This window comes from Micromonospora sp. NBRC 101691, from assembly GCF_030269285.1.
Lineage (GTDB): Bacteria > Actinomycetota > Actinomycetes > Mycobacteriales > Micromonosporaceae > Micromonospora > Micromonospora echinospora.
Map to the genome: position 1 here is coordinate 206,481 of NZ_BSTB01000001.1, position 19,541 is coordinate 226,021.

17 protein-coding genes are annotated in these 19,541 nt (G+C 72.9%); 6 read left to right on the plus strand and 11 right to left on the minus strand.

Annotated elements, in window-relative coordinates:
• From QSK20_RS00840 to QSK20_RS00855, 4 genes are read left to right on the plus strand one after another with little or no spacing between them, the layout of a single operon-like run.
• Positions 1 to 1,761 carry a nitroreductase family protein gene (locus QSK20_RS00840; protein WP_285786619.1) on the plus strand — a complete coding sequence of 587 codons (1,761 nt, stop codon included), beginning with the start codon at positions 1 to 3 and terminating at the stop codon, positions 1,759 to 1,761.
• Entirely contained in the window at positions 1,754 to 2,638 is an 885-nt protein-coding gene (locus tag QSK20_RS00845) for a TauD/TfdA family dioxygenase (protein WP_285786620.1), read from the plus strand. Before QSK20_RS00840 ends, QSK20_RS00845 begins: the two co-directional genes overlap by 8 nt.
• The gene (locus QSK20_RS00850; protein WP_285786621.1) at positions 2,635 to 4,635 is read left to right on the plus strand and encodes a TOMM precursor leader peptide-binding protein; all 2,001 of its coding nucleotides are present in this window, start codon (positions 2,635 to 2,637) and stop codon (positions 4,633 to 4,635) included. Before QSK20_RS00845 ends, QSK20_RS00850 begins: the two co-directional genes overlap by 4 nt.
• Positions 4,632 to 6,545, plus strand: a complete 1,914-nt coding sequence (locus QSK20_RS00855; protein WP_285786622.1) for a TOMM precursor leader peptide-binding protein — start codon at positions 4,632 to 4,634, stop codon at positions 6,543 to 6,545. Before QSK20_RS00850 ends, QSK20_RS00855 begins: the two co-directional genes overlap by 4 nt.
• Before the next feature lie 75 nt (positions 6,546 to 6,620).
• Here QSK20_RS00855 and QSK20_RS00860 read toward each other — a convergent pair whose 3' ends face one another.
• The 8 genes from QSK20_RS00860 to QSK20_RS00895 form a co-directional block, all read right to left on the minus strand.
• The gene (locus QSK20_RS00860) at positions 6,621 to 7,097 is read right to left on the minus strand and encodes a metal-sulfur cluster assembly factor (protein WP_285786623.1); all 477 of its coding nucleotides are present in this window, start codon (positions 7,095 to 7,097) and stop codon (positions 6,621 to 6,623) included.
• Positions 7,094 to 7,567, minus strand: coding sequence for a Fe-S cluster assembly sulfur transfer protein SufU (sufU, locus tag QSK20_RS00865; RefSeq protein WP_285786624.1), 474 nt, complete (start codon positions 7,565 to 7,567; stop codon positions 7,094 to 7,096). The genes QSK20_RS00860 and sufU overlap by 4 nt, the downstream gene beginning before the upstream one ends.
• Positions 7,567 to 8,871 (minus strand): cysteine desulfurase, encoded by a 1,305-nt coding sequence (locus QSK20_RS00870; RefSeq protein ID WP_285786625.1) that lies wholly within the window; start codon positions 8,869 to 8,871, stop codon positions 7,567 to 7,569. The genes sufU and QSK20_RS00870 overlap by 1 nt, the downstream gene beginning before the upstream one ends.
• Before the next feature lie 20 nt (positions 8,872 to 8,891).
• Positions 8,892 to 9,665, minus strand: a complete 774-nt coding sequence (gene sufC, locus QSK20_RS00875; protein WP_285786626.1) for a Fe-S cluster assembly ATPase SufC — start codon at positions 9,663 to 9,665, stop codon at positions 8,892 to 8,894.
• Positions 9,665 to 9,991, minus strand: a complete 327-nt coding sequence (locus tag QSK20_RS00880) for a non-heme iron oxygenase ferredoxin subunit (protein WP_088983048.1) — start codon at positions 9,989 to 9,991, stop codon at positions 9,665 to 9,667. Before QSK20_RS00880 ends, sufC begins: the two co-directional genes overlap by 1 nt.
• Complete coding sequence (sufD, locus tag QSK20_RS00885; RefSeq protein WP_285786627.1) at positions 9,991 to 11,142, minus strand: Fe-S cluster assembly protein SufD; 1,152 nt, start codon at positions 11,140 to 11,142, stop codon at positions 9,991 to 9,993. The genes QSK20_RS00880 and sufD overlap by 1 nt, the downstream gene beginning before the upstream one ends.
• A 91-nt stretch (positions 11,143 to 11,233) precedes the next feature.
• A complete protein-coding gene (sufB, locus tag QSK20_RS00890; protein WP_285786628.1) occupies positions 11,234 to 12,664 on the minus strand; it encodes a Fe-S cluster assembly protein SufB in 1,431 nt (476 codons plus the stop codon).
• Positions 12,661 to 13,419, minus strand: a complete 759-nt coding sequence (locus QSK20_RS00895) for a helix-turn-helix transcriptional regulator (protein ID WP_285786629.1) — start codon at positions 13,417 to 13,419, stop codon at positions 12,661 to 12,663. Before QSK20_RS00895 ends, sufB begins: the two co-directional genes overlap by 4 nt.
• 99 nt (positions 13,420 to 13,518) lie before the next feature.
• On the opposite strand from QSK20_RS00895, the gene QSK20_RS00900 reads away from it, so the two are divergent.
• Complete coding sequence (locus QSK20_RS00900) at positions 13,519 to 14,502, plus strand: COX15/CtaA family protein (protein WP_285786630.1); 984 nt, start codon at positions 13,519 to 13,521, stop codon at positions 14,500 to 14,502.
• 192 nt (positions 14,503 to 14,694) lie between these two features.
• On the opposite strand, the gene QSK20_RS00905 is transcribed toward QSK20_RS00900, so the two are convergent.
• The 3 genes from QSK20_RS00905 to QSK20_RS00915 form a co-directional block, all read right to left on the minus strand.
• Positions 14,695 to 15,609 carry an ATP-grasp domain-containing protein gene (locus QSK20_RS00905; RefSeq protein WP_285786631.1) on the minus strand — a complete coding sequence of 305 codons (915 nt, stop codon included), beginning with the start codon at positions 15,607 to 15,609 and terminating at the stop codon, positions 14,695 to 14,697.
• A gap of 14 nt (positions 15,610 to 15,623) precedes the next feature.
• Positions 15,624 to 15,959, minus strand: coding sequence for a hypothetical protein (locus tag QSK20_RS00910; protein WP_285786632.1), 336 nt, complete (start codon positions 15,957 to 15,959; stop codon positions 15,624 to 15,626).
• Between the two features lie 186 nt (positions 15,960 to 16,145).
• Positions 16,146 to 17,102 (minus strand): heme o synthase, encoded by a 957-nt coding sequence (locus tag QSK20_RS00915; RefSeq protein WP_285786633.1) that lies wholly within the window; start codon positions 17,100 to 17,102, stop codon positions 16,146 to 16,148.
• Positions 17,103 to 17,390: 288 nt separating this feature from the next.
• Here QSK20_RS00915 and tkt point away from each other — a divergent pair, with 288 nt between their 5' ends.
• Entirely contained in the window at positions 17,391 to 19,529 is a 2,139-nt protein-coding gene (gene tkt / locus QSK20_RS00920) for a transketolase (protein ID WP_285786634.1), read from the plus strand.
• The last annotated feature ends 12 nt before the right edge of the window (positions 19,530 to 19,541 follow it).

Genomic DNA, 19,541 nt, shown 5'->3' on the forward strand with positions numbered 1-19,541 from the left:
ATGACGGTCCCGGATCCGGTGGACGGCACGACCGGCGGCGTCGCCGCGCGGTACCTGGCGGCGGTGGCGGCGCAGGACCTCGCCGTGCCCCCGGACCATCCCGCCCCGCAGGGCAAGCGGTACCGGGACGCCCCACGGTGGCCGCTGCGCTGGCCGGGGCCGGGCGCACCGCCGCTGGGGGCCACCGGAGCCGACCGGCTCAGCGCGCTGCTGCTGGGGTACGCGCCCCGCCGGCTGGAGCTGATCACCAACACCGCCTTCGCCACGATGCGCGGGTGGCCCAGCACCGTCCCCGACCTGGCACGGCTGTTGCCCGCATGGTTCACGACCCGGCGCGCGGTCCCCTCCGGGGGCGCGTTCCACCCCGCCGAGCTGTACGTCGTCTGGGCCGGCACCGCCGACCTGCCGCCGGGGGTCTACCACCACGACGCGGCACACCACACCCTGGAGCTGCTCCGCCCCGGTGACCCGGCCGCCGCCCTGGACCACCTGCTCGGTGCCGCCGCATCCGAGCCGCGCCACGCGCTGGTGGTGGCTTGCCGCGTCGTCAAGAACGCCGGCAAGTACCGGGCCTTCGGCTACCAGCTCGCCATGATGGACAGCGGCGTCCTGCTCGGTCAGCTCGCCGGATCGCCGCTGGCCGGTCGGGTCCACCTGGCCTTCGATCCGAGGGTCGGCGAGACCCTGCTCGGGTTGGACGGCGACCTGGAGACCGTGGTCGCCGTCGTCGAGCTGCCGGCCGCCCGCCTCGGCGGTGCCCCGGTCGCCGCCCCCGGGCCGGCCGCCGCCGCACTGTCGACCGCCGCGCCACTGTCGACCATCACTCCACTGCCGACCGCCGAACCGTTGTCGACCGCCGAACCGTTGTCGACCGCCACGCCGGCTCCGTCGGGACTCGACGGCGACCGGCACAACCTGGCGGAGGCCGACCCCGCCGTCACCGCGCTGCACCTGGCGATCCGGACCGGCGCCGGCCGGGCCGCACGGGTCGCGCCGGTCGACACCCCCGCACCGCCGACGGATCCGGCACCGGCACCCACCGCCGGGCCACCGGTCACGCCACCGACGCCGATCGGACCGCCGCCGGTCACGCCGCTGTCGCCGCCGATCGGGTCCCCACCGGTCGCGCCGCTGTCGCCGCCGGTTGCGCTGCCGTCGCCGGCAGCGCCGTCCCGCGCCGCCACCGCCCACCGGGCGTCGGCCAACGACCTCGCGCCGGGGCTGACCCTGGGGCAGCTCGCCGGCATCCTCGCGTACGCGGGAGGACACCGGGCCGCCGGCGGGCTGGCCGAGCTGACCGGGCACCCGCGCCATCCCGCGCTGTGGTGCCTGGTCGACCGGGTGGACGGCCTGGCCCCGGGCGCCTACCGGTACGACCGGGAACGGCACCTGCTGTGGCCGTCGGCCGCCCACGACGGGGCCCCCGACCGGCTGGCCGACCGCCTGGACGCCGGGATGGGCAGGGCCGGCGCCAGTCTCTTCGTCGTGGCCGAGGGCGACCACCCGGTCGACCGTCTCGACCCGGTCGACCTGCGGGACCTGTTCCTGCGTACCGGGGTCGCGGTGCAGCTCGCCGCGCTGGCCGCCGGGACCGTCGGGGCGGCCACCCGGCCGATGGGCGGGTTCGACGCCGTGGCGGCCACCGCCCTGCTGGGGCTGCCGGCCGGCGCGGTGCCCCTGCTGCACCTGCTGGTCGGCACGTCCAGACCACGGGCCGGCGCGCTGGCCGTGGCGTTCACGGAAGGAAGCGCGGATGCATGAGAACCAGGTCCCGGTGCTCACCGGGACACGGACACCGGCGGACGTCCTGGCGGCGGTCGCCGAGCACGGGGTGGCGCTGCTGCGGGACGGCGGGTGGCGGCGGGACAGCTTCGTGGCGCTCGGCGACGCGCTGATGGAGCCCACCGCGTACGCGGGCGGCTTCCACCGGGAACGTGACGTGATCGGCGACGACCGGACCACCACCACGGTCACCCGGGGCACCCGGGGCATGCCGCTGCACCGGGAGGCGTCGTACGCCCCCGGCTCCCCCGACCTGCTCACCTTCCTGTGCGTACGACCGGCCGCCGACGGGGGCCGCACCACGCTGTGCGACGGCGTCGCCCTGCTCGCCGCGCTGCCGGACGACGTCCGCGCCGCGTTCGAGCAGTTGGAGATCGTCTGGGAGAACACCCTGCCCGACGGCGAGTGGCAGCGGACCTTCGGCACCGACGACCCGGCGGCCGTCCGGTCGGCGCTGCGGCAGTGGCAGCCCTACCTGCGGCCGTGGGAGTCGGTGCGGGTCGACGCCTCCGACACCGGGCTGGTCACCGGCTTCGGCACCCGGTGCACCCCGCCGACCCGGTTCGGTGGGGTGCCGGCGTTCGGCAACTCGCTGTTCATCAGCCGCCCCGGCGACGACGAGTACCACGACCAGCGGTTGCGGGTCCGTACGGCGGCCGGCGGGCCGGTTCCCGCGCACCTGCTGTCGGTCGCGGCGGAGGTCGCGCAGCGGCTGACCGTCGCGGTGCCCTGGCGGGCCGGCGACGTCCTGGTCGTCGACAACTCCCGCTACCTGCACGGCCGGCAGGCGTTCACCGACACCGGCCGGTCGGTCCTGGTCCGGATGGGCCACCTGCACCAGAAGGAGACCACATGAGGGCGAAACTCCGGGACGACCTGCTCTACGTGGCGGTCGAGAACGGCGTCTACCTGGAGACCGGCCGGGGCAGCACCGAGATCAGCGGCGGCTCCGCGTACCGGCTGGTCCAGCAGCTCGCTCCGCACCTGGACGGCAGCCGTACGGTCGAGGTCCTCACCGCCGGTCTGCCCCCCGCCCAGCAGCGCGTGGTCGCCGACATGGTGGCCATGCTCGTGCGGCGGGGCATCGCCCGCGACCTGGACGCCGAGCCGGCGCACGGGTTGTCGGACTGGGAACTGGAGCGGTACCGGCAGGCGATCATGTACGCCGAGCACGTCGCCGACGCTCCGGTGCGCCGCTTCGAGGGTTTCCGCAACTCCCGGACCCTGGTCGTCGGCGCCGGGCCGGCCCTGCACAGCCTGGTGCAGACCCTGTTCGACCTGGGCCTGCGGACGGCCACGGTGATGGAGACCGGCGAGGAGCCGGCCGACGACGAGGCGTACCGGCGGATCCTGGACCGCTGCCGCGACGGCGACCCGTCGGTGACGCTGCGGCAGGTCCCCGACGTCACGACGGGCCCCGGGGCGGAGGCGGCACTCGCGGCGGTGTTCGACGGGTTCGACGCGGTGCTGCACTGCACCGACCGGGAGATGGCGGGCCGGGCGCTCGCCGTGACCCGGGCGGCCCACACCGCCGGGATTCCCGCGCTGCACGCGGTACCCGCCGACGACGCCGCCTGGGTCGGGCCGACCAGCGGCGGGGTCGCGGCCGGCTGCTGGGAGTGCGGCGTACGCGCCGCCCACGGCGCGGGCCCCGCCGGTGGCGTCCTCGCCCGGCACGACCGGCCGGACCGTCGGTCGGCGCAGTGCAGCGCCCCGATGGCCACGCTGCTCGGCGCGGTCCTCGGATTCGCCTACTTCCGGGGCGCGGTCGGCGGGCCGGACGCCGCGACGAACACCATGACCCACCTCGACCTGGCCACCGGCGAGACCAGTGAGCACCTGCTCGGGGCACACCCCCGCTGCGGCACCTGCGGCGGACGGGACGCCCGGGGGCTCGCCGAGCGGGTGGCCACGATGGCGGGCCGGCCGCCGCTCGACCCGGACACGTTCGCCACCCGGGTGACGACGCTGATCGACCGGCGACTCGGCCCGGTCGTCGAGGTGGGCACCGGCGAGCACTCCCAGCTGTCGGTCAGCTGCCTGGCGGCGACCGTCGCCGACCTGACCGGCGCCGGGGGCGGCCCCCGGGTGGTCACCGCCGTCGGCACGAGCCGCCGGCAGGCCCTCGTCCGGGCCACCGTCGCCGGGCTCGAACGCCTCGCCGCCGACGCCGGTCGGACGGACGCCGGGCGCGAACGCCCCACCGCCGACGCCGGCGGGACGGACGCCGACGAGTGGTGGGACCCGCTGGCCGGGAGCACGGTGGCGGTGCCCGGCGGGATGTCGTACCCCCGGGTGGTGGCCGGCGGCCTGAGCTGGGCGGAGGCCCAGGGCCGGGCGGCGCTCCGGCTGGCGCACGCCACGGCCGGCGGGCCGCCTGAGCCCGGCGCGGCCACCGGGGACGACGGGTGGGACCGGAACCGGTGGCCGGCGGACGCCCGGCGACTCGCCGACGACATGGCCGTGCTCGGCCACGAGCTACGCGCCTGGCGGGCGGGATCCGACGTGCCGACGGTGTTCGTCGGCACCGGTGAGCGCTGGCTCGCGCATGCCTGCGCCACCGAGCCCGAGGTGGCGCTGGAACTGGCCACCCAGGCCGCCGCCGCGATCCTCACCGGCCGGGGCCCGGACGGTGCCGACGTCGGGCCGGACGCCGGCGTCGGCGCCTGGGACGACGACCTGGAAACGCTGGTCAAGGGCTTCGCGGCCCGCGGACGACGGCTCGTGGTCCGCCCGGTCGACGAGGTGCCGGCCCTGCGGGACGTGCTCCCGTTCGTGGTCGAGGCGACGCTGACCGACGGGCACCGGAGGGAACCGATGACGCTGACCGACGGCACCGGAGGAAACCGATGACACTCACCACGGAGCCGGGCCTGCGGTCGCTCGGCGAGGGCGTCCTGCACCGGGCGGTGGCCGCACGCCTCGCCCCGCACACCGCGCCGGACGTCGACCTCGTCGTCCTCGACCGGCCGGAGGCCGACCGGGTGCTCGCCGCCGCGACCGACGCCCACCGGGCCGGACGGGACTTCCTACCGGTCTACCCGACCCCGCGCGGGGTCCGGATCGGCCCCTACACCCGGGCCGGCACGCCGGGCTGTCACCACTGTGTCCGGATCCGGGAGGGCCGGGCCCGGGTCACCGGCACGCCGCAGCGGTCGGCGCTGTGGGAGGCCCTCTACGCCGGCACGGCGCAGCCGCCCTCACCGGTGCTCGCGCCGCCGGTGCAGGCCGTCGTGGCCGCCCTGGTCGCCGACGAGCTGGCCCGGGTGGCCGCCGACGGGGCGCCCCGCTGCGCCGGCGCCGTGCTGGAGGTCGACACCGCGACCCTGCGGGTCGACCGGCACCGGTTCATCGCCGACCCGGAGTGCCGCCTCTGCGGTCACCTGCCCGACGACAGCCCGGCAGCGGGCAGTCTGACGCTGGTGTCCCGGCCCAAGCCCCGACCCGACGAGTACCGGGCACGCAGTCTCGCCGGCGAGCACGAGCGGCTGCTGGACCTGATGGTCGACGGCGAGACCGGGTTGATCTCGACGATGACCGTCTACCACCACCACCCGATGATTCTCGCCGCGGCGATCGGCGGCCCCGCCTGCTGCACCGAGCTGTCCGGCTACGGACGGACGTTCAGCTACCCGGCCAGCGTGTCGGTCGCCATCGCCGAGGCGCTGGAACGGCTCGGCGGCACCCTGCCCCGGACCCGACGCACCAGTGTCACCGCCTCCTACCGGGAGCTGGGCCCGGACCGGGCCGTCGACCCGGTGACCCTCGGCCTGCCCGAGCAGCCGCCGAGCCACCAGTCGGTGCGGTACCACCCGGACCTGCCGGTGGAGTGGGTGTACGGCTACTCGTTCCAACGCGGCGGCCCGGTGCTGGTGCCGGAGAGCTTCGCCTACTACGGCTCCCACCAGACCATGTTCGGCGTGGAGAGCTCGAACGGCTGCGCGCTCGGCGGGAACATGGAGGAGGCGATCCTGCACGGCATCTTCGAGGTCGCCGAGCGCGACGCCTTCCTGGCGACCTGGTACGCCCGGCTGCCGGTGCCCCGGATCGACCCGACGACCTCCGCGGACCCGATGACCCGGCTGCTGGTGCGGTGGTTGGAACGGACCACCGGCAGCCGGCTGCACGTCTTCGACATCACCATGCCGGAGGGCATCCCGGCGCTGTGGTTGATGCTCGTCGACGAGGAGGACCGGCCGGGCCAGCCCAAGGCGTTCTGCGGTGCCGGCGCGCACCTCGACCCGGAGCGGGCGCTCTGGGCGGGGCTCGTCGAGCTGGCCAGCGTCGCCGACGCGACCCGGGACATGGTCGCCGACGACACCACCGCCCCCGGCCTGGTCGCCGATCCGGACCTCGTGGTGCGCATGGAGGACCACGCCCTGGTGGCGGCCTCCCCGGAGAGCTGGCACCGGTTCGGCTTCCTCTACGAACGCGACGAGATCCGGTCGATGGCCGAGGCGTTCCCGGCCGCCGAACGCCACCGACCGGCCGACGACCTGTTGGCCGACCTGACCGGGGTGGTCGACCGTTACCTGCGCGACGGCCTCGACGTGGTGGTGGTCGACCAGACCGCGCTCGAACAGGCCACTGCGGACCTGACCTGTGTCAAGGTCATCGTGCCGGGGCTGCTGCCGATGGCCTTCGGGCACCGCAACCGGCGGGTCGACCTGCCCCGGCTACGCGACCTGCCGGTACGCCTCGGCTACCGGGACGTTCCGCTGGCGGCAGCCGAGATCAACCCGTACCCGCATCCGTTCCCGTGACACCGGAGGTGCCACGCGCAGACGCGTGAGCGCGCCGCCCCCGGCGGGGACGGCGCGCTCACGGGTGTGCTTGGGTCAGACGTTGAAGCCGAGGGCGCGGAGCTGCTCCCGACCGTCGTCGGTGATCTTGTCGGGGCCCCATGGCGGGATCCACACCCAGTTGATCCGGAAGTCGGCGACCAGTCCCCCACCGGGGCCGGTGCACAGCGCCTGCCGGCACTGGGCCTCGATCTCGTCGGTCAACGGGCAGGCCGCCGAGGTCAGCGTCATGTCGATGGTGGCGACGTTGTCGTCGTCGACGTGGACGCCGTACACCAGGCCGAGGTCGACCACGTTGATGCCCAGCTCCGGGTCGACGACGTCCTTCATCGCCTCCTCGATGTCGGCCAGCGCGGCCTTGCCGCCGGCCGACGCGGCGGCCGGGGTCTGGGTGCCCTCCCCGTCGGTGGCCGTCGCGGCCTGCTCGGACGGCGCCGTCGCGGTGCCGTCGGGCGGCGTCACGGCCGCCTCGGGCGACGGCGTGGGAGCCGTCGCGGTGTCTTCGGAACTCATGCCTTCACCTCCGGGCTCGCGCCCACCCCCGCGCGTGCCGCGGCGTCCTTGAACGCCATCCACGACAACAGCGCGCACTTGACCCGGGCGGGATAGCGGGCGACACCCGCGAACGCTACCCCGTCACCGAGCACGTCCTCGTCCGGCGTGACCTGGCCACGACCGGACAACAGCTCGACGAACGCCTCGTGCACGGCGAACGCCTCGTCGGTCCGGCGACCCGTCAGCAGCTCGTGCAGCACGCTCGCCGACGCCTGGCTGATCGAGCAGCCCATGCCGTCGTACGAGATGTCGTGCAGCACGGTGCCGTCGGTGGCGACCCGGACGGTCACCTCGTCCCCGCAGGTCGGGTTGACGTGGTGCGCCTCGGCGACCCGGTCGCCCGGCTCCTGCGGGTCGCGCAGGCCGCGGCCCTGCGGGTGCTTGTAGTGGTCCAGGATGATCTCCTGGTAGAGCTGGTCGAGCTGCATCAGGCGAACACCTTCCGTGCCTGCTCCAGTCCCGCCACCAGGGCGTCGATCTCCGCGGTGGTGGTGTAGAGGTAGAACGACGCCCGGGTCATCGCCGGCACCCCGAACCGGGTGCAGACCGGGCGGGCGCAGTGGTGACCCACCCGCACCTGCACGCCGAGCGAGTCGAGCACCTGCCCGACGTCGTGCGGGTGCACGTCGCCGAGGGCGAACGAGATGGTGCCGCCCCGGCCCACCGGCACGGCCGGACCGAAGATCCGCAGCCCCGGCACGGTCGCCAGGGCGTCCAGCGCGTACGCGGTCAGCTCTTTCTCGTGCCACTGGATCGCCCGCATGCCGATGCCGGTGAGGTAGTCCACGGCCGCGCCGAGCGCCACCGCCTCGGCGATCGGCGGGGTGCCCGCCTCGAACCGGGCCGGCGGCGCGGCGAACGTGGAGCCCGCCATCGTCACCGTCTCGATCATCGAGCCGCCACCGAGCACCGGCGGCATCGCCGCCAGCAGCCCGGAGCGGCCCCAGAGCACGCCGATGCCGGTCGGGCCGCACATCTTGTGCCCGGTGAAGACGACGAAGTCGGCGTCGAGGTCGACCACGTCGAGCGGCATGTGCGGCGCGGACTGCGAGCAGTCCCAGAGCAGCAGCGCCCCCACCTCACGGACCCGCTGGGTGATCCGCGAGGTCGGGTTGACCGTGCCGAGGATGTTCGACACGTGCACCAGCGAGACGAGCTTCGTCCGCTCGTTGACCAGGTCCTCCAGGCCGGAGTCGTCGAGCCGGCCGTGCTCGGTGACCGGGAACCAGCGCAGGGTCGCGCCGGTCCGCTCGCAGAGCAGCTGCCACGGGACGATGTTCGAGTGGTGCTCCATCTCGGAGATCACCACCTCGTCACCGGGACCGAGGCGGAACCGGGGGTCGGCGTCGGCGCGCAGCGAGGCGTTGGAGAACGCGTACGCCACCAGGTTGATCGCCTCGGTGGAGTTCTTGGTGAAGACCACCTCGTCCACGCTGGGCGCGTTGACGAACGCGGCGATCTTCGCCCGGGCCCCCTCGTACGCCTCGGTGGCCTCGGTGCCCAGGGTGTGCACCGAACGGGACACATTCGCGTTGTGCATCGCGTAGTGCTCGGCGAGGACGTCGAGCACCTGGCGCGGCTTGTGCGAGGTGTTGGCGCTGTCGAGGTAGACCAGCGGGTGCCCGTTGATCTCCCGGTCGAGGATCGGGAAGTCCGCGCGCACCTTCGCCACGTCGAAGCGGGGCACGTCGTCGTACTGCGGCATCCCGGCGGGGATCGTGATGGTGGTCATCTCCGGTGACCGGCCCTTCCTCAGGCCCGCGCCGCGCCGGCCCCGGCGACGTACCGCTCGTAGCCCTCTTCCTCGAGCTTGTCGGCCAGCTCCGGGCCGCCCTCCTCGACGATCCGCCCGGCCACGAAGACGTGCACGAAGTCCGGCTTGATGTAGCGCAGGATGCGGGTGTAGTGGGTGATCAGCAGCAGGCCGGTGTCGCCGGTGTCGCGGACCCGGTTGACGCCCTCGCTGACCACGCGGAGCGCGTCCACGTCGAGGCCGGAGTCGGTCTCGTCGAGGATCGCCATCTTCGGCTTGAGCAGTTCCAGCTGCACGATCTCGTGCCGCTTCTTCTCACCGCCGGAGAAGCCCTCGTTGACGTTGCGCTGGGCGAAGGCCGGGTCCATCTGGAGCCGCTCCATCGCGCCGCGCAGCTCGCCACCCCAGGTGCGCAGCTTCGGGGCCGCGCCGTCGATGGCGGTCTTGGCGGTCCGCAGGAAGTTCGCCACCGAGACGCCGGGGACCTCGACCGGGTACTGCATGGCCAGGAAGAGGCCGGCGCGGGCCCGCTCGTCGACGGACATCTCCAGGACGTCGACGCCGTCGAGGGTCACCGTGCCGCCGGTGATCTCGTACTTCGGGTGACCGGCGATCGAGTACGCCAGGGTCGACTTGCCGGAGCCGTTCGGGCCCATGATGGCGTGGGTCTCCCCCGAACGCACGGTCAGGTCGACACCGTGCAGGATCGGCTTGAGCTCACCCTCGGGCAGCTTGACCGACACCTTCAGGTCGCGGATCTCCAGGGTGCTCATTATCGGGTCACTCCATTGCTCGGCGTGAGACTGACGTAGATGTCGCCGTCGCGGACTTCGACGGGGTAGACGGGTACGGGTTCGGTGGCGGGCAGCCCGCTCGGCTCACCGGTCCGCAGGTCGAAACGCGAACCGTGCAGCCAGCATTCCAGCGTGCAGCCGGACACCTCGCCCTCGGAGAGGGCCACGGCGGCGTGCGAGCACTCGTCGTGGACGGCGTAGAAGCCACCGTCGTCGGCGTGCACCACGGCGATCGCGGTGCCGTCGACGTCGGCGCTGATCACGGTGCCCTTCGGCACGTCCCCGGTCGAGCAGATCCTGATCATCAGGCGCCGGCCTTGGCCAGTCGGGCCTCGATCGCCTCGCCGAGCCGCTCCCGCAGCGACTCCACCGGGATCTTGTTGAGGATCTCGGCGAAGAAGCCCCGGACCACCAGACGACGGGCCTCGGCCTCCGGGATGCCCCGGGCCATCAGGTAGAAGAGCTGCTCGTCGTCGAAGCGACCGGTGGCGCTGGCGTGGCCGGCCCCGGCGATCTCGCCGGTCTCGATCTCCAGGTTGGGCACCGAGTCGGCCCGCGCGCCGTCGGTCAGCAGCAGGTTCCGGTTGATCTCGTACGTGTCGGTGCCGGTCGCCTCGGCGCGGATCAGCACGTCGCCGACCCAGACCGTCCGGGCGCTCTCGCCCTGCAACGCGCCCCGGTACCCGACGTGGCTCCGGCAGTCCGGGATGCTGTGGTCGACCAGCTGCCGGTGCTCCAGGTGCTGGCCGGAGTCGGCGAAGTAGACGCCGTACAGCTCGGCCTCGCCGCCCCGGCCGGTGTACTCCACGCTGGTGTACTGCCGCACCAGGTCGCCACCGAGGGTGACCTGCACGTGCGTCACCCGGGCGTCCCGGCCAAGCTTGATCTTCAGGTGCTGGGCCTGGACCGCGTCGTCGGCCCAGTCGGCGACCGTGACCAGAGTGAGCTTCGCGCCGTCACCGACCGACACCTCGACGTTCTCGCCGAGCGTGCCGCTGCCCACCTGCTCCACCACGAGCACCGACTCGGACAACGCGCCGACCTCGACGAAGGTGTGCGCGAAGGAGAGCACGTCGCGGGGGCCGCCCTGCACGGTGACGGTCACCGGCTCGTGGACCACGGCCTGCGGGGCGACCCGGACCAGCCGGCCGAGGTCCGCCTCGCCGTAGGCGCGGGCGCTGACCCGGTCGAACGGCGTCAGCACGCTGCCCCGGCGCGGGTCGTCCTTGGCCAGCGTGCCGACGGTCACCCCGTCCGGCAGCGGGCCGACCTCGTAGGCGGGCCAGTGCGCGGACTCGTCGGTGACGGTCCCGTCCAGTAGACCCCGCAACCGCTTCAGCGGGGTGAAACGCCACTCCTCCTCAAGGCCGGTGAGGGCCGGGAAGTCGGCAACGTCGTACGAACGCAGCGCCTGCGACTTGGTGCTCGGCGGCGGCGCGGAAGCCTGGATAGTCATCTCTTCCTTGATCAGTTCTCGCGACAACGGTGTCCGGTGCCAGACGGCGGGCGGGCCGGTCGGACCGGCCCGCCCCTGGGTGGGGTCGACGTCAGCCGACCGCGCCCTCCATCTGCAGCTCGATCAGGCGGTTGAGCTCCAGGGCGTACTCCATCGGGAGCTCCTTGGCGATCGGCTCGATGAAGCCGCGCACGATCATCGCCATCGCCTCGTCCTCGCTCAGGCCCCGGCTCATCAGGTAGAAGAGCTGGTCCTCGCTGACCTTGGAGACGGTCGCCTCGTGCCCCATCGACACGTCGTCCTCGCGGATGTCGACGTACGGGTAGGTGTCCGAGCGGGAGATGGTGTCGACCAGCAGCGCGTCGCACTTGACCGTGCTCGCGCTGTGGTGCGCGCCCTCCATGACCTGCACCAGGCCCCGGTACGAGGTACGGCCGCCGCCCCGGGCGATCGACTTCGACACGATGGTGCTGCTGGTGTGCGGTGCGGCGTGCACCATCTTGGCGCCGGCGTCCTGGTGCTGGCCCTCACCGGCCATGGCCACCGAGAGCACCTCGCCCTTGGCGTGCTCGCCGGTCATGTAGACCGCCGGGTACTTCATGGTGACCTTGGAGCCGATGTTGCCGTCGATCCACTCCATGGTCGCGCCCTCGTGGCAGACCGCGCGCTTGGTGACCAGGTTGTAGACGTTGTTCGACCAGTTCTGGATGGTCGTGTACCGGCAGCGGGCGTTCTTCTTGACCACGATCTCCACGACCGCGCTGTGCAGCGAGTCGGAGGAGTAGATCGGGGCGGTGCAGCCCTCGACGTAGTGCACGTACGCGCCCTCGTCGACGATGATCAGCGTCCGCTCGAACTGGCCCATGTTCTCGGTGTTGATCCGGAAGTACGCCTGGAGCGGGATCTCCACGTGCACGCCCTTCGGCACGTAGATGAAGGAGCCGCCGGACCAGACGGAGGTGTTCAGGGCGGCGAACTTGTTGTCGCCGACCGGGATCACCGTGCCGAAGTACTCCTTGAAGATGTCCTCGTGCTCCTTGAGGGCGGTGTCGGTGTCGAGGAAGACGACACCCTGCTCCTCCAGGTCCTCACGGATCTTGTGGTAGACCACCTCGGACTCGTACTGCGCGGCGACCCCGGCGATCAGCCGCTGCTTCTCGGCCTCCGGGATGCCCAGCCTGTCGTAGGTGTTCTTGATCTCCTCGGGCAGTTCCTCCCAGCTGGTGGCCTGCTTCTCCGTGGAGCGGACGAAGTACTTGATGTTGTCGAAGTCGATCCCGGTGAGGTCGGCCCCCCACGCCGGCATCGGCTTGCGGCCGAACAGCCGCAGACCCTTCAGGCGTAGGTCGAGCATCCAGGCCGGCTCGTTCTTCTTGGCCGAGATGTCCCGCACCACCGCCTCGTTGAGGCCACGCTGGGCGGTCGCCCCGGCGACGTCGGGGTCGGCCCAGCCGTACTCGTAACGACCGAGGGCGGCGAGCTGCTCCTCCTGGGTCAGGGGCTGAACGATCTGCTCGGTCATCTATCTGTCCTCACAGTGGAGACGGTCTTACCGGACGGAACACGCCCCGGTTGGCCGGGAATGTGCGTGGTGCACACCCCGTCGCCGTGGGCGATGGTGGCCAGCCGCTGCACGTGCGTGCCGACCAGGCGGGAGATCACCGAGGTCTCGGCCTCGCACAGCTGGGGGAACTCGGCGGCCACGTGCGCCACCGGGCAGTGGTGCTGGCAGAGCTGGCCGCCGGAGGCGATCGTGGACGCGTTGGCCGCGTACCCCTCGGCGGTCAGCGCCCCGGCGAGCGCCTCCGCTCGGGCGAGCGGGTCCTCCCCGGCGTCTTCCAGTGCCGCCCGGCACCGGCGCTCCAGCGCGGCGACCTGCTCGGCGGCGAACGCCTCCACCGCCGCCGACCCGCCCGTGCGGGCGATCCAGCGCAGCGCGGCGGTGGCCATGTTGTCGTAGTGGTGGGTGCCGCAGCGGACCCGGGCGGCGTCGGTGAGCACGAAGACCTTGGCCGGGCGGCCACGCCCCCGGTGCGCCCGCACCGCCTGCTCGCGGGCGACCACGTCGCCGTCGACGAGCATCGCGTCGAGATGGCGGCGGATCGCCGCCGGGCTGAGCCCCAGCGCGTCGCCGAGCTGCACCGCGGTGGTCGCACCCCGCTCCAGCAGGAGCTGCGTGACCCGCTCACGGGTGGACACGTCGGCGGCGGACGCGGACGCCCCGGCGACCGCAGCGGTCGCCGGCTGCTGCCCGGAGAGCGCCGCCGCGTTTTTCACAACGCCCACGTTACGTAATTCGTCGGGCACCCGCAAACCCCGGTTCCGGTGATCCGAGCCACCGGCTCGGCGGAGGCCCCCGGGAACCCGAGCACTACAGTGCGTAGGATTCGCGCTGTGAAGCCAGCCGCCCGGTTCCCGGTCTCCGCCGCCCTGCTGCGCCGACTCGCGCTCGCCTCGATCATCGCCAACGTCGGGATCGTGGTCACCGGCGGGGCCGTCCGGTTGACCGCCTCCGGTCTCGGCTGCCCCACCTGGCCCCGGTGCACCGACGAGTCATACACCACGACCGCCGAGATGGGCATCCACGGGGTCATCGAGTTCGGCAACCGGCTGCTCACCTTCGCGGTCGGCCTGATCGCGCTGGCCGTCCTGGTCGCGGTCCTGCTGCACCGGCCCCGGCGGCGCGGACTGCTGCCGCTGGCGGTCGCGGTCTTCCTCGGCATCCCCGCCCAGGCGGTGGTCGGCGGGATCACCGTGCTGACCAACCTCAACCCGTGGGTGGTCGGGCTGCACTTCCTCGCCTCGATGGCGGTGATCGCGGCGGCGTACGCGCTCTGGCGGCGGATCAAGGACCCGGACGGCCCGGCGGTGGCGGTGGTGCCGGCCCCACTGCGCACCCTGGCCGCGATCACCACAGTGGTCAGCGCGGCGGTGCTGGTCATCGGCACGTGGGTCACCGGCAGCGGCCCGCACGCCGGCGACCACGGCGCGGCCCGCAACGGACTGGACCCCGAGACGATCTCCCAGGTGCACGCCGACAGCGTCTTCCTGCTGATCGGCCTCTCGGTGGCGCTGGTGTTCGCCTTCCGGGCGGTCGGCGCGACCGGGGCGGCCCGGGCGGCACTGGTGCTCGTCGCGGTGGAGCTGGGCCAGGGACTGATCGGCTTCGTGCAGTACTTCACGCACCTGCCGGCGCTGCTGGTGGGCGCGCACATGCTCGGCTCGTGCCTGGTGCTGCTGGCCACCCTGTCGGTGCAGTGGTCGACCCGCGAACGGCGCCCCGTCCCCGCCACCCCGGAGACGGACACCGAGGCGGATACGGACGCCCGGGCACACCCGGTCGGCGCCACCCACAGCTGACCCACCCGCTCCGCACGCCTCCCGCCCGCTCCGCACCCCTCCCACGCTTCCGCGCCTTCCGGCCCGGGTGGGGTGGTAGCAGGGGACCCCTGTTCATCAAAAAGCGGTAACAGGGGACCCCTGCTACCACCCCACCCCACCCCACCCCGAGCCCGCCCACCGCGACGAGAGCGGGGGCGGAAGCGGGTTGGGTCAGATGGTGTGCAGGTGGGCCACGATCGCGTCGGCGAACCGGTCGGCGGCCCCCTCGGCGTGACCGAGGAAGAGCGAGGGCTCGGTGAGTTCCAGCTCGACCAGGACCGGCGTGCCGTCCGCGCCGGGGATCAGGTCGACCCGGGCGTAGAGCAGGCGTTCCGCACCACCGGGCACCGCCGCCAGGGTCCGTTCGGCCACCGCGAGCTGCTCGGGGGTGGCGGTACGCGGGTCGATCTGCTCGGCGTGGAACAGCTCCGCGGTGGGCTGGTCGGGGCCGGTGAGCATGGCACCCTTGCGGATCGCGTGGCTGAACACCGGACCGGTGGGCCCGCCGGCGAACAGCAGTGCGGTCTCCCCCGCCGTGTCGACCGCGTGCAGGTAGGGCTGCACCATGGCGACCCGTCCGGCGGCGCCGAGCCGCCCCAGGTGGTCGGCGACGAGCCGGCGGTGCCCGGGGTCGGCCAGGTCGTACCGGCCGCTGTCCAGGCTGCCCGCGCTGACCGCCGGCTTGACGACGTACTCGCCCCGCTCCGGCGGCTGCCAGGGCTCGCCGGGCGCGACCCACGTGGTGGGCACGGTCGGCACCCCGGCGGCGGAGAGCACGTCGAGGTAGCGCTTGTCGGTGTTCCAGACGACCACGTCGGCCGGGTTGGCCAGCCGGGGCACGGCGCGCGCCCAGGCGACGAACTCGTCGCGACGTGCGACGTAGTCCCAGGTCGAGCGGAGCACCACCAGGTCGTAGCCGGCCCAGTCGACGTCCGGGGCGTCCCAGGTGACGGTGTCGACGCGTACGCCGCGGACGGCCAGCGGGGCCCGCAGGAGCCGGTCGTCCGGTTCGAGGTCGGGCAGTTCGGCGCAGGTGACGAGAGCGACCCGGGGTTCCCCCCGGGTCGGCTGGTGGTCGTGGGTCAAGGTCGCGGATCCGCCTACCGCGCCATGGTGCGCCGGGCCATCGAGCGCCACAGGTCGTTGCTCGGCCGCATCTGGTCCATCAGCTCCCGCTCCCAGGCGTTCTCCACGGCGACCCCGGCCAGCGCGCAGGCCTGCCGCGCCACGTCGGTGCCGTCGGCGAACTGGTCTCCCCACTCGCCGTCGGAGCCCACCAGCACGATGCGCGCGCCCCGCTTGCCGACGTACTCGATGACCGCCGTCGCGCCGCCGTGCCCGGCGGCGAACGACCGGATGCCGGCGACGAGGCCGTCGGGGGCCTTGCCGGAGGCGATCTGATCAGCCGTCAGCGTTGTATCGGAACCATCTGCCATGTCGGGCAGCGTAAGCAGATGCCGCCACGGGTGGGCGAGAACGATGAACCTTTTGTGATGCCAATTACCCGGAGGTTTAAGGAAGACCACAGGTAATTCGGACCAATATGTCCGGATTTGCCGGGGCGAATCAGGCGCAGAATATTACAGAACGGTGACAGCGGTCCGAACGGCGCCGAACGACCCCTACAGCAGCGCGTCGAGGGCGACCGCCGCCGCCAGGATCGTGAGGTACGTCGTGGACCAGTGGAAGAGCCGCATCGGCTTCACCGCCTCGCCCCGGGTGGAGCGCCGGCACAGCTTGTGCGCCTCGACGATGAACACCGCCCCGACCGCCAGGGCGACCGCGCCGTAGATCGGGCTCATCCCCAGCGGCCAGAGCGCCAGCGAGGAGAGGACGGTGAGCCAGGTGAAGATGATGATCTCGGCGTTGACCCGGCGGGTGGAAGCGACCACCGGCAGCATCGGGATGCCGGCCCGGGCGTAGTCCGCCTTGTACTTGATGGCCAGCGCGTAGAAGTGCGGCATCTGCCAGAAGAAGACCACCGCGAAGAGGGCCCACGCGGCCGGGGCGAGCGAACCCGTCACCGCCGCCCAGCCGATCAGCACCGGTGCCGCGCCGCAGGCCCCGCCCCAGAAGGTGTTCTGCGGGGTGGTCCGCTTCAGCCAGAGCGTGTAGACCAGGTCGTAGTAGACGATCGCGGCCAGGGTGAGCCCGGTGGCCAGCCAGTTGGTGAAGGCCGCCATCAGCGCCACCGAGACGGCCGCCAGGACGAGCCCGAAGACCAGCGCGTTGCGCGGGGTGACCGTGTGGGTCGGCAGCGGACGGCGCTTCGTGCGCCGCATGACCTGGTCGATGTCCCGGTCGATGTAGCAGTTGATCACGCTGGCCGCGCCGGCCGCGAGGGCACCGCCGACCACCACGACCGCGACCAGCCAGAGCGACGGCAGGCCGTCGGCGGCGAGCATCATCGCCGGGACGGTGGTGACCAGGAGCAGCTCGACGATCCGGGGCTTGGTGAGCGTGACGTACGCCGAGACCACCGCCCGGACGTCCCGCCGCGCACCGGCGCCCTCCGACGTCACCTCCGCCGCAGGCCCTGCGGCGGGACTGTTGACGGGGCGCTCGGTGATCATGCTCACGGACGGCCACCTTCCGGCATCGGCAGGAGATCGGCTCGGCGGCGGCCGGTTCGCGGACCCACACACCGACCGACAGCCTACGCGGCGTGATCCGCGCAGCCCGTTCGCCCCGTCAGCCGTGCCCGCCATCACATCTGCGCGGCGTGCCGGAACGCTGGACGGGGCACCGGCGGGTGACCGGGCGACCGGAGACGAAACCGCATGCAGAGATCCCTGGGCGGGGGTTTACCACCGCTCGATAGGGTCATCTCTGAGGGTTCCGCCCATCTGCCGAGGAGCACAACCATCGTGGCTGCCAACCGACCCAAGCACCCAAACCTGACCTGGTCCGACCTCGACCGCCGGGCCGTCGACACGGTCCGCGTGCTGGCCATGGACGCCGTGGAGAAATCCGGCAACGGTCACCCCGGTACGGCGATGAGCCTCGCGCCCGCGGCGTACCTCCTCTTCAACCGGGTGATGCGGCACGACCCGGCCGACCCGAACTGGCCCGGACGGGACCGCTTCGTCCTCTCCGCCGGCCACTCCAGCCTCACCCTGTACATCCAGCTCTTCCTCAGCGGCTACCCGCTCGGCCTGGACGACCTGAAGTCGCTCCGGCAGTGGGGTTCGCTGACGCCCGGCCACCCCGAGCACGGGCACACCCCCGGCGTGGAGACCACCACGGGCCCGCTCGGGCAGGGGCTCGGCAACGCGGTCGGCATGGCGATGGCGGCGCGCCGGGAACGCGGCCTCTTCGACCCGGACGCCGCCCCGGGCGCGTCGGTCTTCGACCACCACATCTGGTGCATCGCCTCGGACGGCGACATCGAGGAGGGCATCAGCCACGAGGCCAGCGCCCTCGCCGGCCACCAGCAGCTCGGCAACCTCACCCTGATCTACGACGACAACGAGATCTCGATCGAGGACGACACCCGGATCGCCAAGAGCGAGGACGTCGCCGCCCGCTACGAGGCGTACGGCTGGCACGTGCAGACCGTCGACTGGCGGCGCGGCGACGCCGACCAGGGCGACTACCACGAGGACGTCGAGGCGCTGTACACCGCGCTGCTCGCCGCGAAGGCGGAGGCCGACCGCCCCTCGTTCATCGCGTTGCGCACCATCATCGGCTGGCCCGCGCCGAACAAGCAGAACACCGGCAAGATCCACGGCTCGGCGCTCGGCGCCGACGAGGTCGCCGCCACCAAGAAGCTGCTCGGCTTCGACCCGGAGCGCACCTTCGAGGTGACCGAGGAGGTGCTCGCGCACACCCGGGAGACGCTGGCCCGGGGCACGCAGGCGCAGCAGGAGTGGCAGGCGGCGTTCGACGGGTGGGCGAAGGCGAATCCGGAGCGCCGGGCGCTCTACGACCGGCTGGCCACCCGTACCCTGCCGCAGGGCTGGGCCGACGCGCTGCCCACCTTCCCGGCGGACGCCAAGGGCGTCGCCACCCGGGCCGCCTCGGGCAAGGTCCTGGAGGCCCTCGCCCCGGTGCTGCCGGAGCTGTGGGGCGGCTCGGCCGACCTGGCGGAGAGCAACAACACCACGATGAAGGGCGAGCCGTCCTTCGTCCCGGCCAGCCACGCCACCAAGGAGTTCCCCGGCCACGAGTACGGCCGCACCCTGCACTTCGGCATCCGTGAGCACGCGATGGGCGCGATCCTCAACGGCATCGCGCTGCACGGCGGCACCCGCCCGTACGGCGGCACGTTCCTGGTGTTCAGCGACTACATGCGTCCCTCAGTGCGGCTCGCCGCGCTGATGAAGCTGCCGGTGGTCTACGTCTGGACGCACGACTCGATCGGCCTCGGCGAGGACGGCCCCACCCACCAGCCGGTGGAGCACCTGACCGCACTGCGGGCCATCCCCGGCCTGGACGTGGTCCGCCCGGCCGACGCCAACGAGACCGCCTGGGCCTGGCGCGCGGCGCTGGAGCACACCGACCGGCCGACCGCGCTGGCCCTGAGCCGCCAGCCGCTGCCGACCCTGGACCGGTCGACGCTGGCCGGCGCGGAGGGCGTGGCCAAGGGCGGCTACGTGCTGGCCGAGGCGTCCAACGGCAAGCCGCAGGTGATCCTGGTCGGCACCGGCTCGGAGGTGCAGCTCTGCCTCACCGCGCGGGAGCGGCTGGAGGAGCAGGGCACCCCCACCCGGGTCGTCTCGATGCCCTGCCAGGAGTGGTTCTTCGCGCAGGACGAGGCGTACCGCGAGTCGGTGCTGCCGCGCAGCGTGAAGGCCCGGGTCAGCGTCGAGGCCGGCATCGGCATGTCGTGGCGGGGCATCGTCGGCGACAGCGGCGAGACGGTCAGCCTGGAGCACTACGGGGCCAGCGCGCCGCACTCGGTGCTCTTCGAGCAGTTCGGCTTCACCCCCGACCGGATCGTGGCGGCCGCGCACGCGGCGCAGACCCGGATCGGCGACATCACCGGTTTCACCACCGGCAACTGAGGGGAGCGTGGA

Coding starts and splice junctions, on each gene's coding strand:
- QSK20_RS00850 (WP_285786621.1), top strand. CDS start 2,635: ATGAGGGCGAAACTCCGGGACGACCTGCTCTACGTGGCGGTCGAGAAC.
- sufD (WP_285786627.1), bottom strand. CDS start 11,142: ATGACTATCCAGGCTTCCGCGCCGCCGCCGAGCACCAAGTCGCAGGCG.
- QSK20_RS00845 (WP_285786620.1), top strand. CDS start 1,754: ATGCATGAGAACCAGGTCCCGGTGCTCACCGGGACACGGACACCGGCG.
- sufU (WP_285786624.1), bottom strand. CDS start 7,567: ATGCAGCTCGACCAGCTCTACCAGGAGATCATCCTGGACCACTACAAG.
- sufC (WP_285786626.1), bottom strand. CDS start 9,665: ATGAGCACCCTGGAGATCCGCGACCTGAAGGTGTCGGTCAAGCTGCCC.
- QSK20_RS00855 (WP_285786622.1), top strand. CDS start 4,632: ATGACACTCACCACGGAGCCGGGCCTGCGGTCGCTCGGCGAGGGCGTC.
- QSK20_RS00880 (WP_088983048.1), bottom strand. CDS start 9,991: ATGATCAGGATCTGCTCGACCGGGGACGTGCCGAAGGGCACCGTGATC.
- QSK20_RS00860 (WP_285786623.1), bottom strand. CDS start 7,097: ATGAGTTCCGAAGACACCGCGACGGCTCCCACGCCGTCGCCCGAGGCG.
- sufB (WP_285786628.1), bottom strand. CDS start 12,664: ATGACCGAGCAGATCGTTCAGCCCCTGACCCAGGAGGAGCAGCTCGCC.
- QSK20_RS00840 (WP_285786619.1), top strand. CDS start 1: ATGACGGTCCCGGATCCGGTGGACGGCACGACCGGCGGCGTCGCCGCG.
- QSK20_RS00870 (WP_285786625.1), bottom strand. CDS start 8,871: ATGACCACCATCACGATCCCCGCCGGGATGCCGCAGTACGACGACGTG.
- QSK20_RS00910 (WP_285786632.1), bottom strand. CDS start 15,959: ATGGCAGATGGTTCCGATACAACGCTGACGGCTGATCAGATCGCCTCC.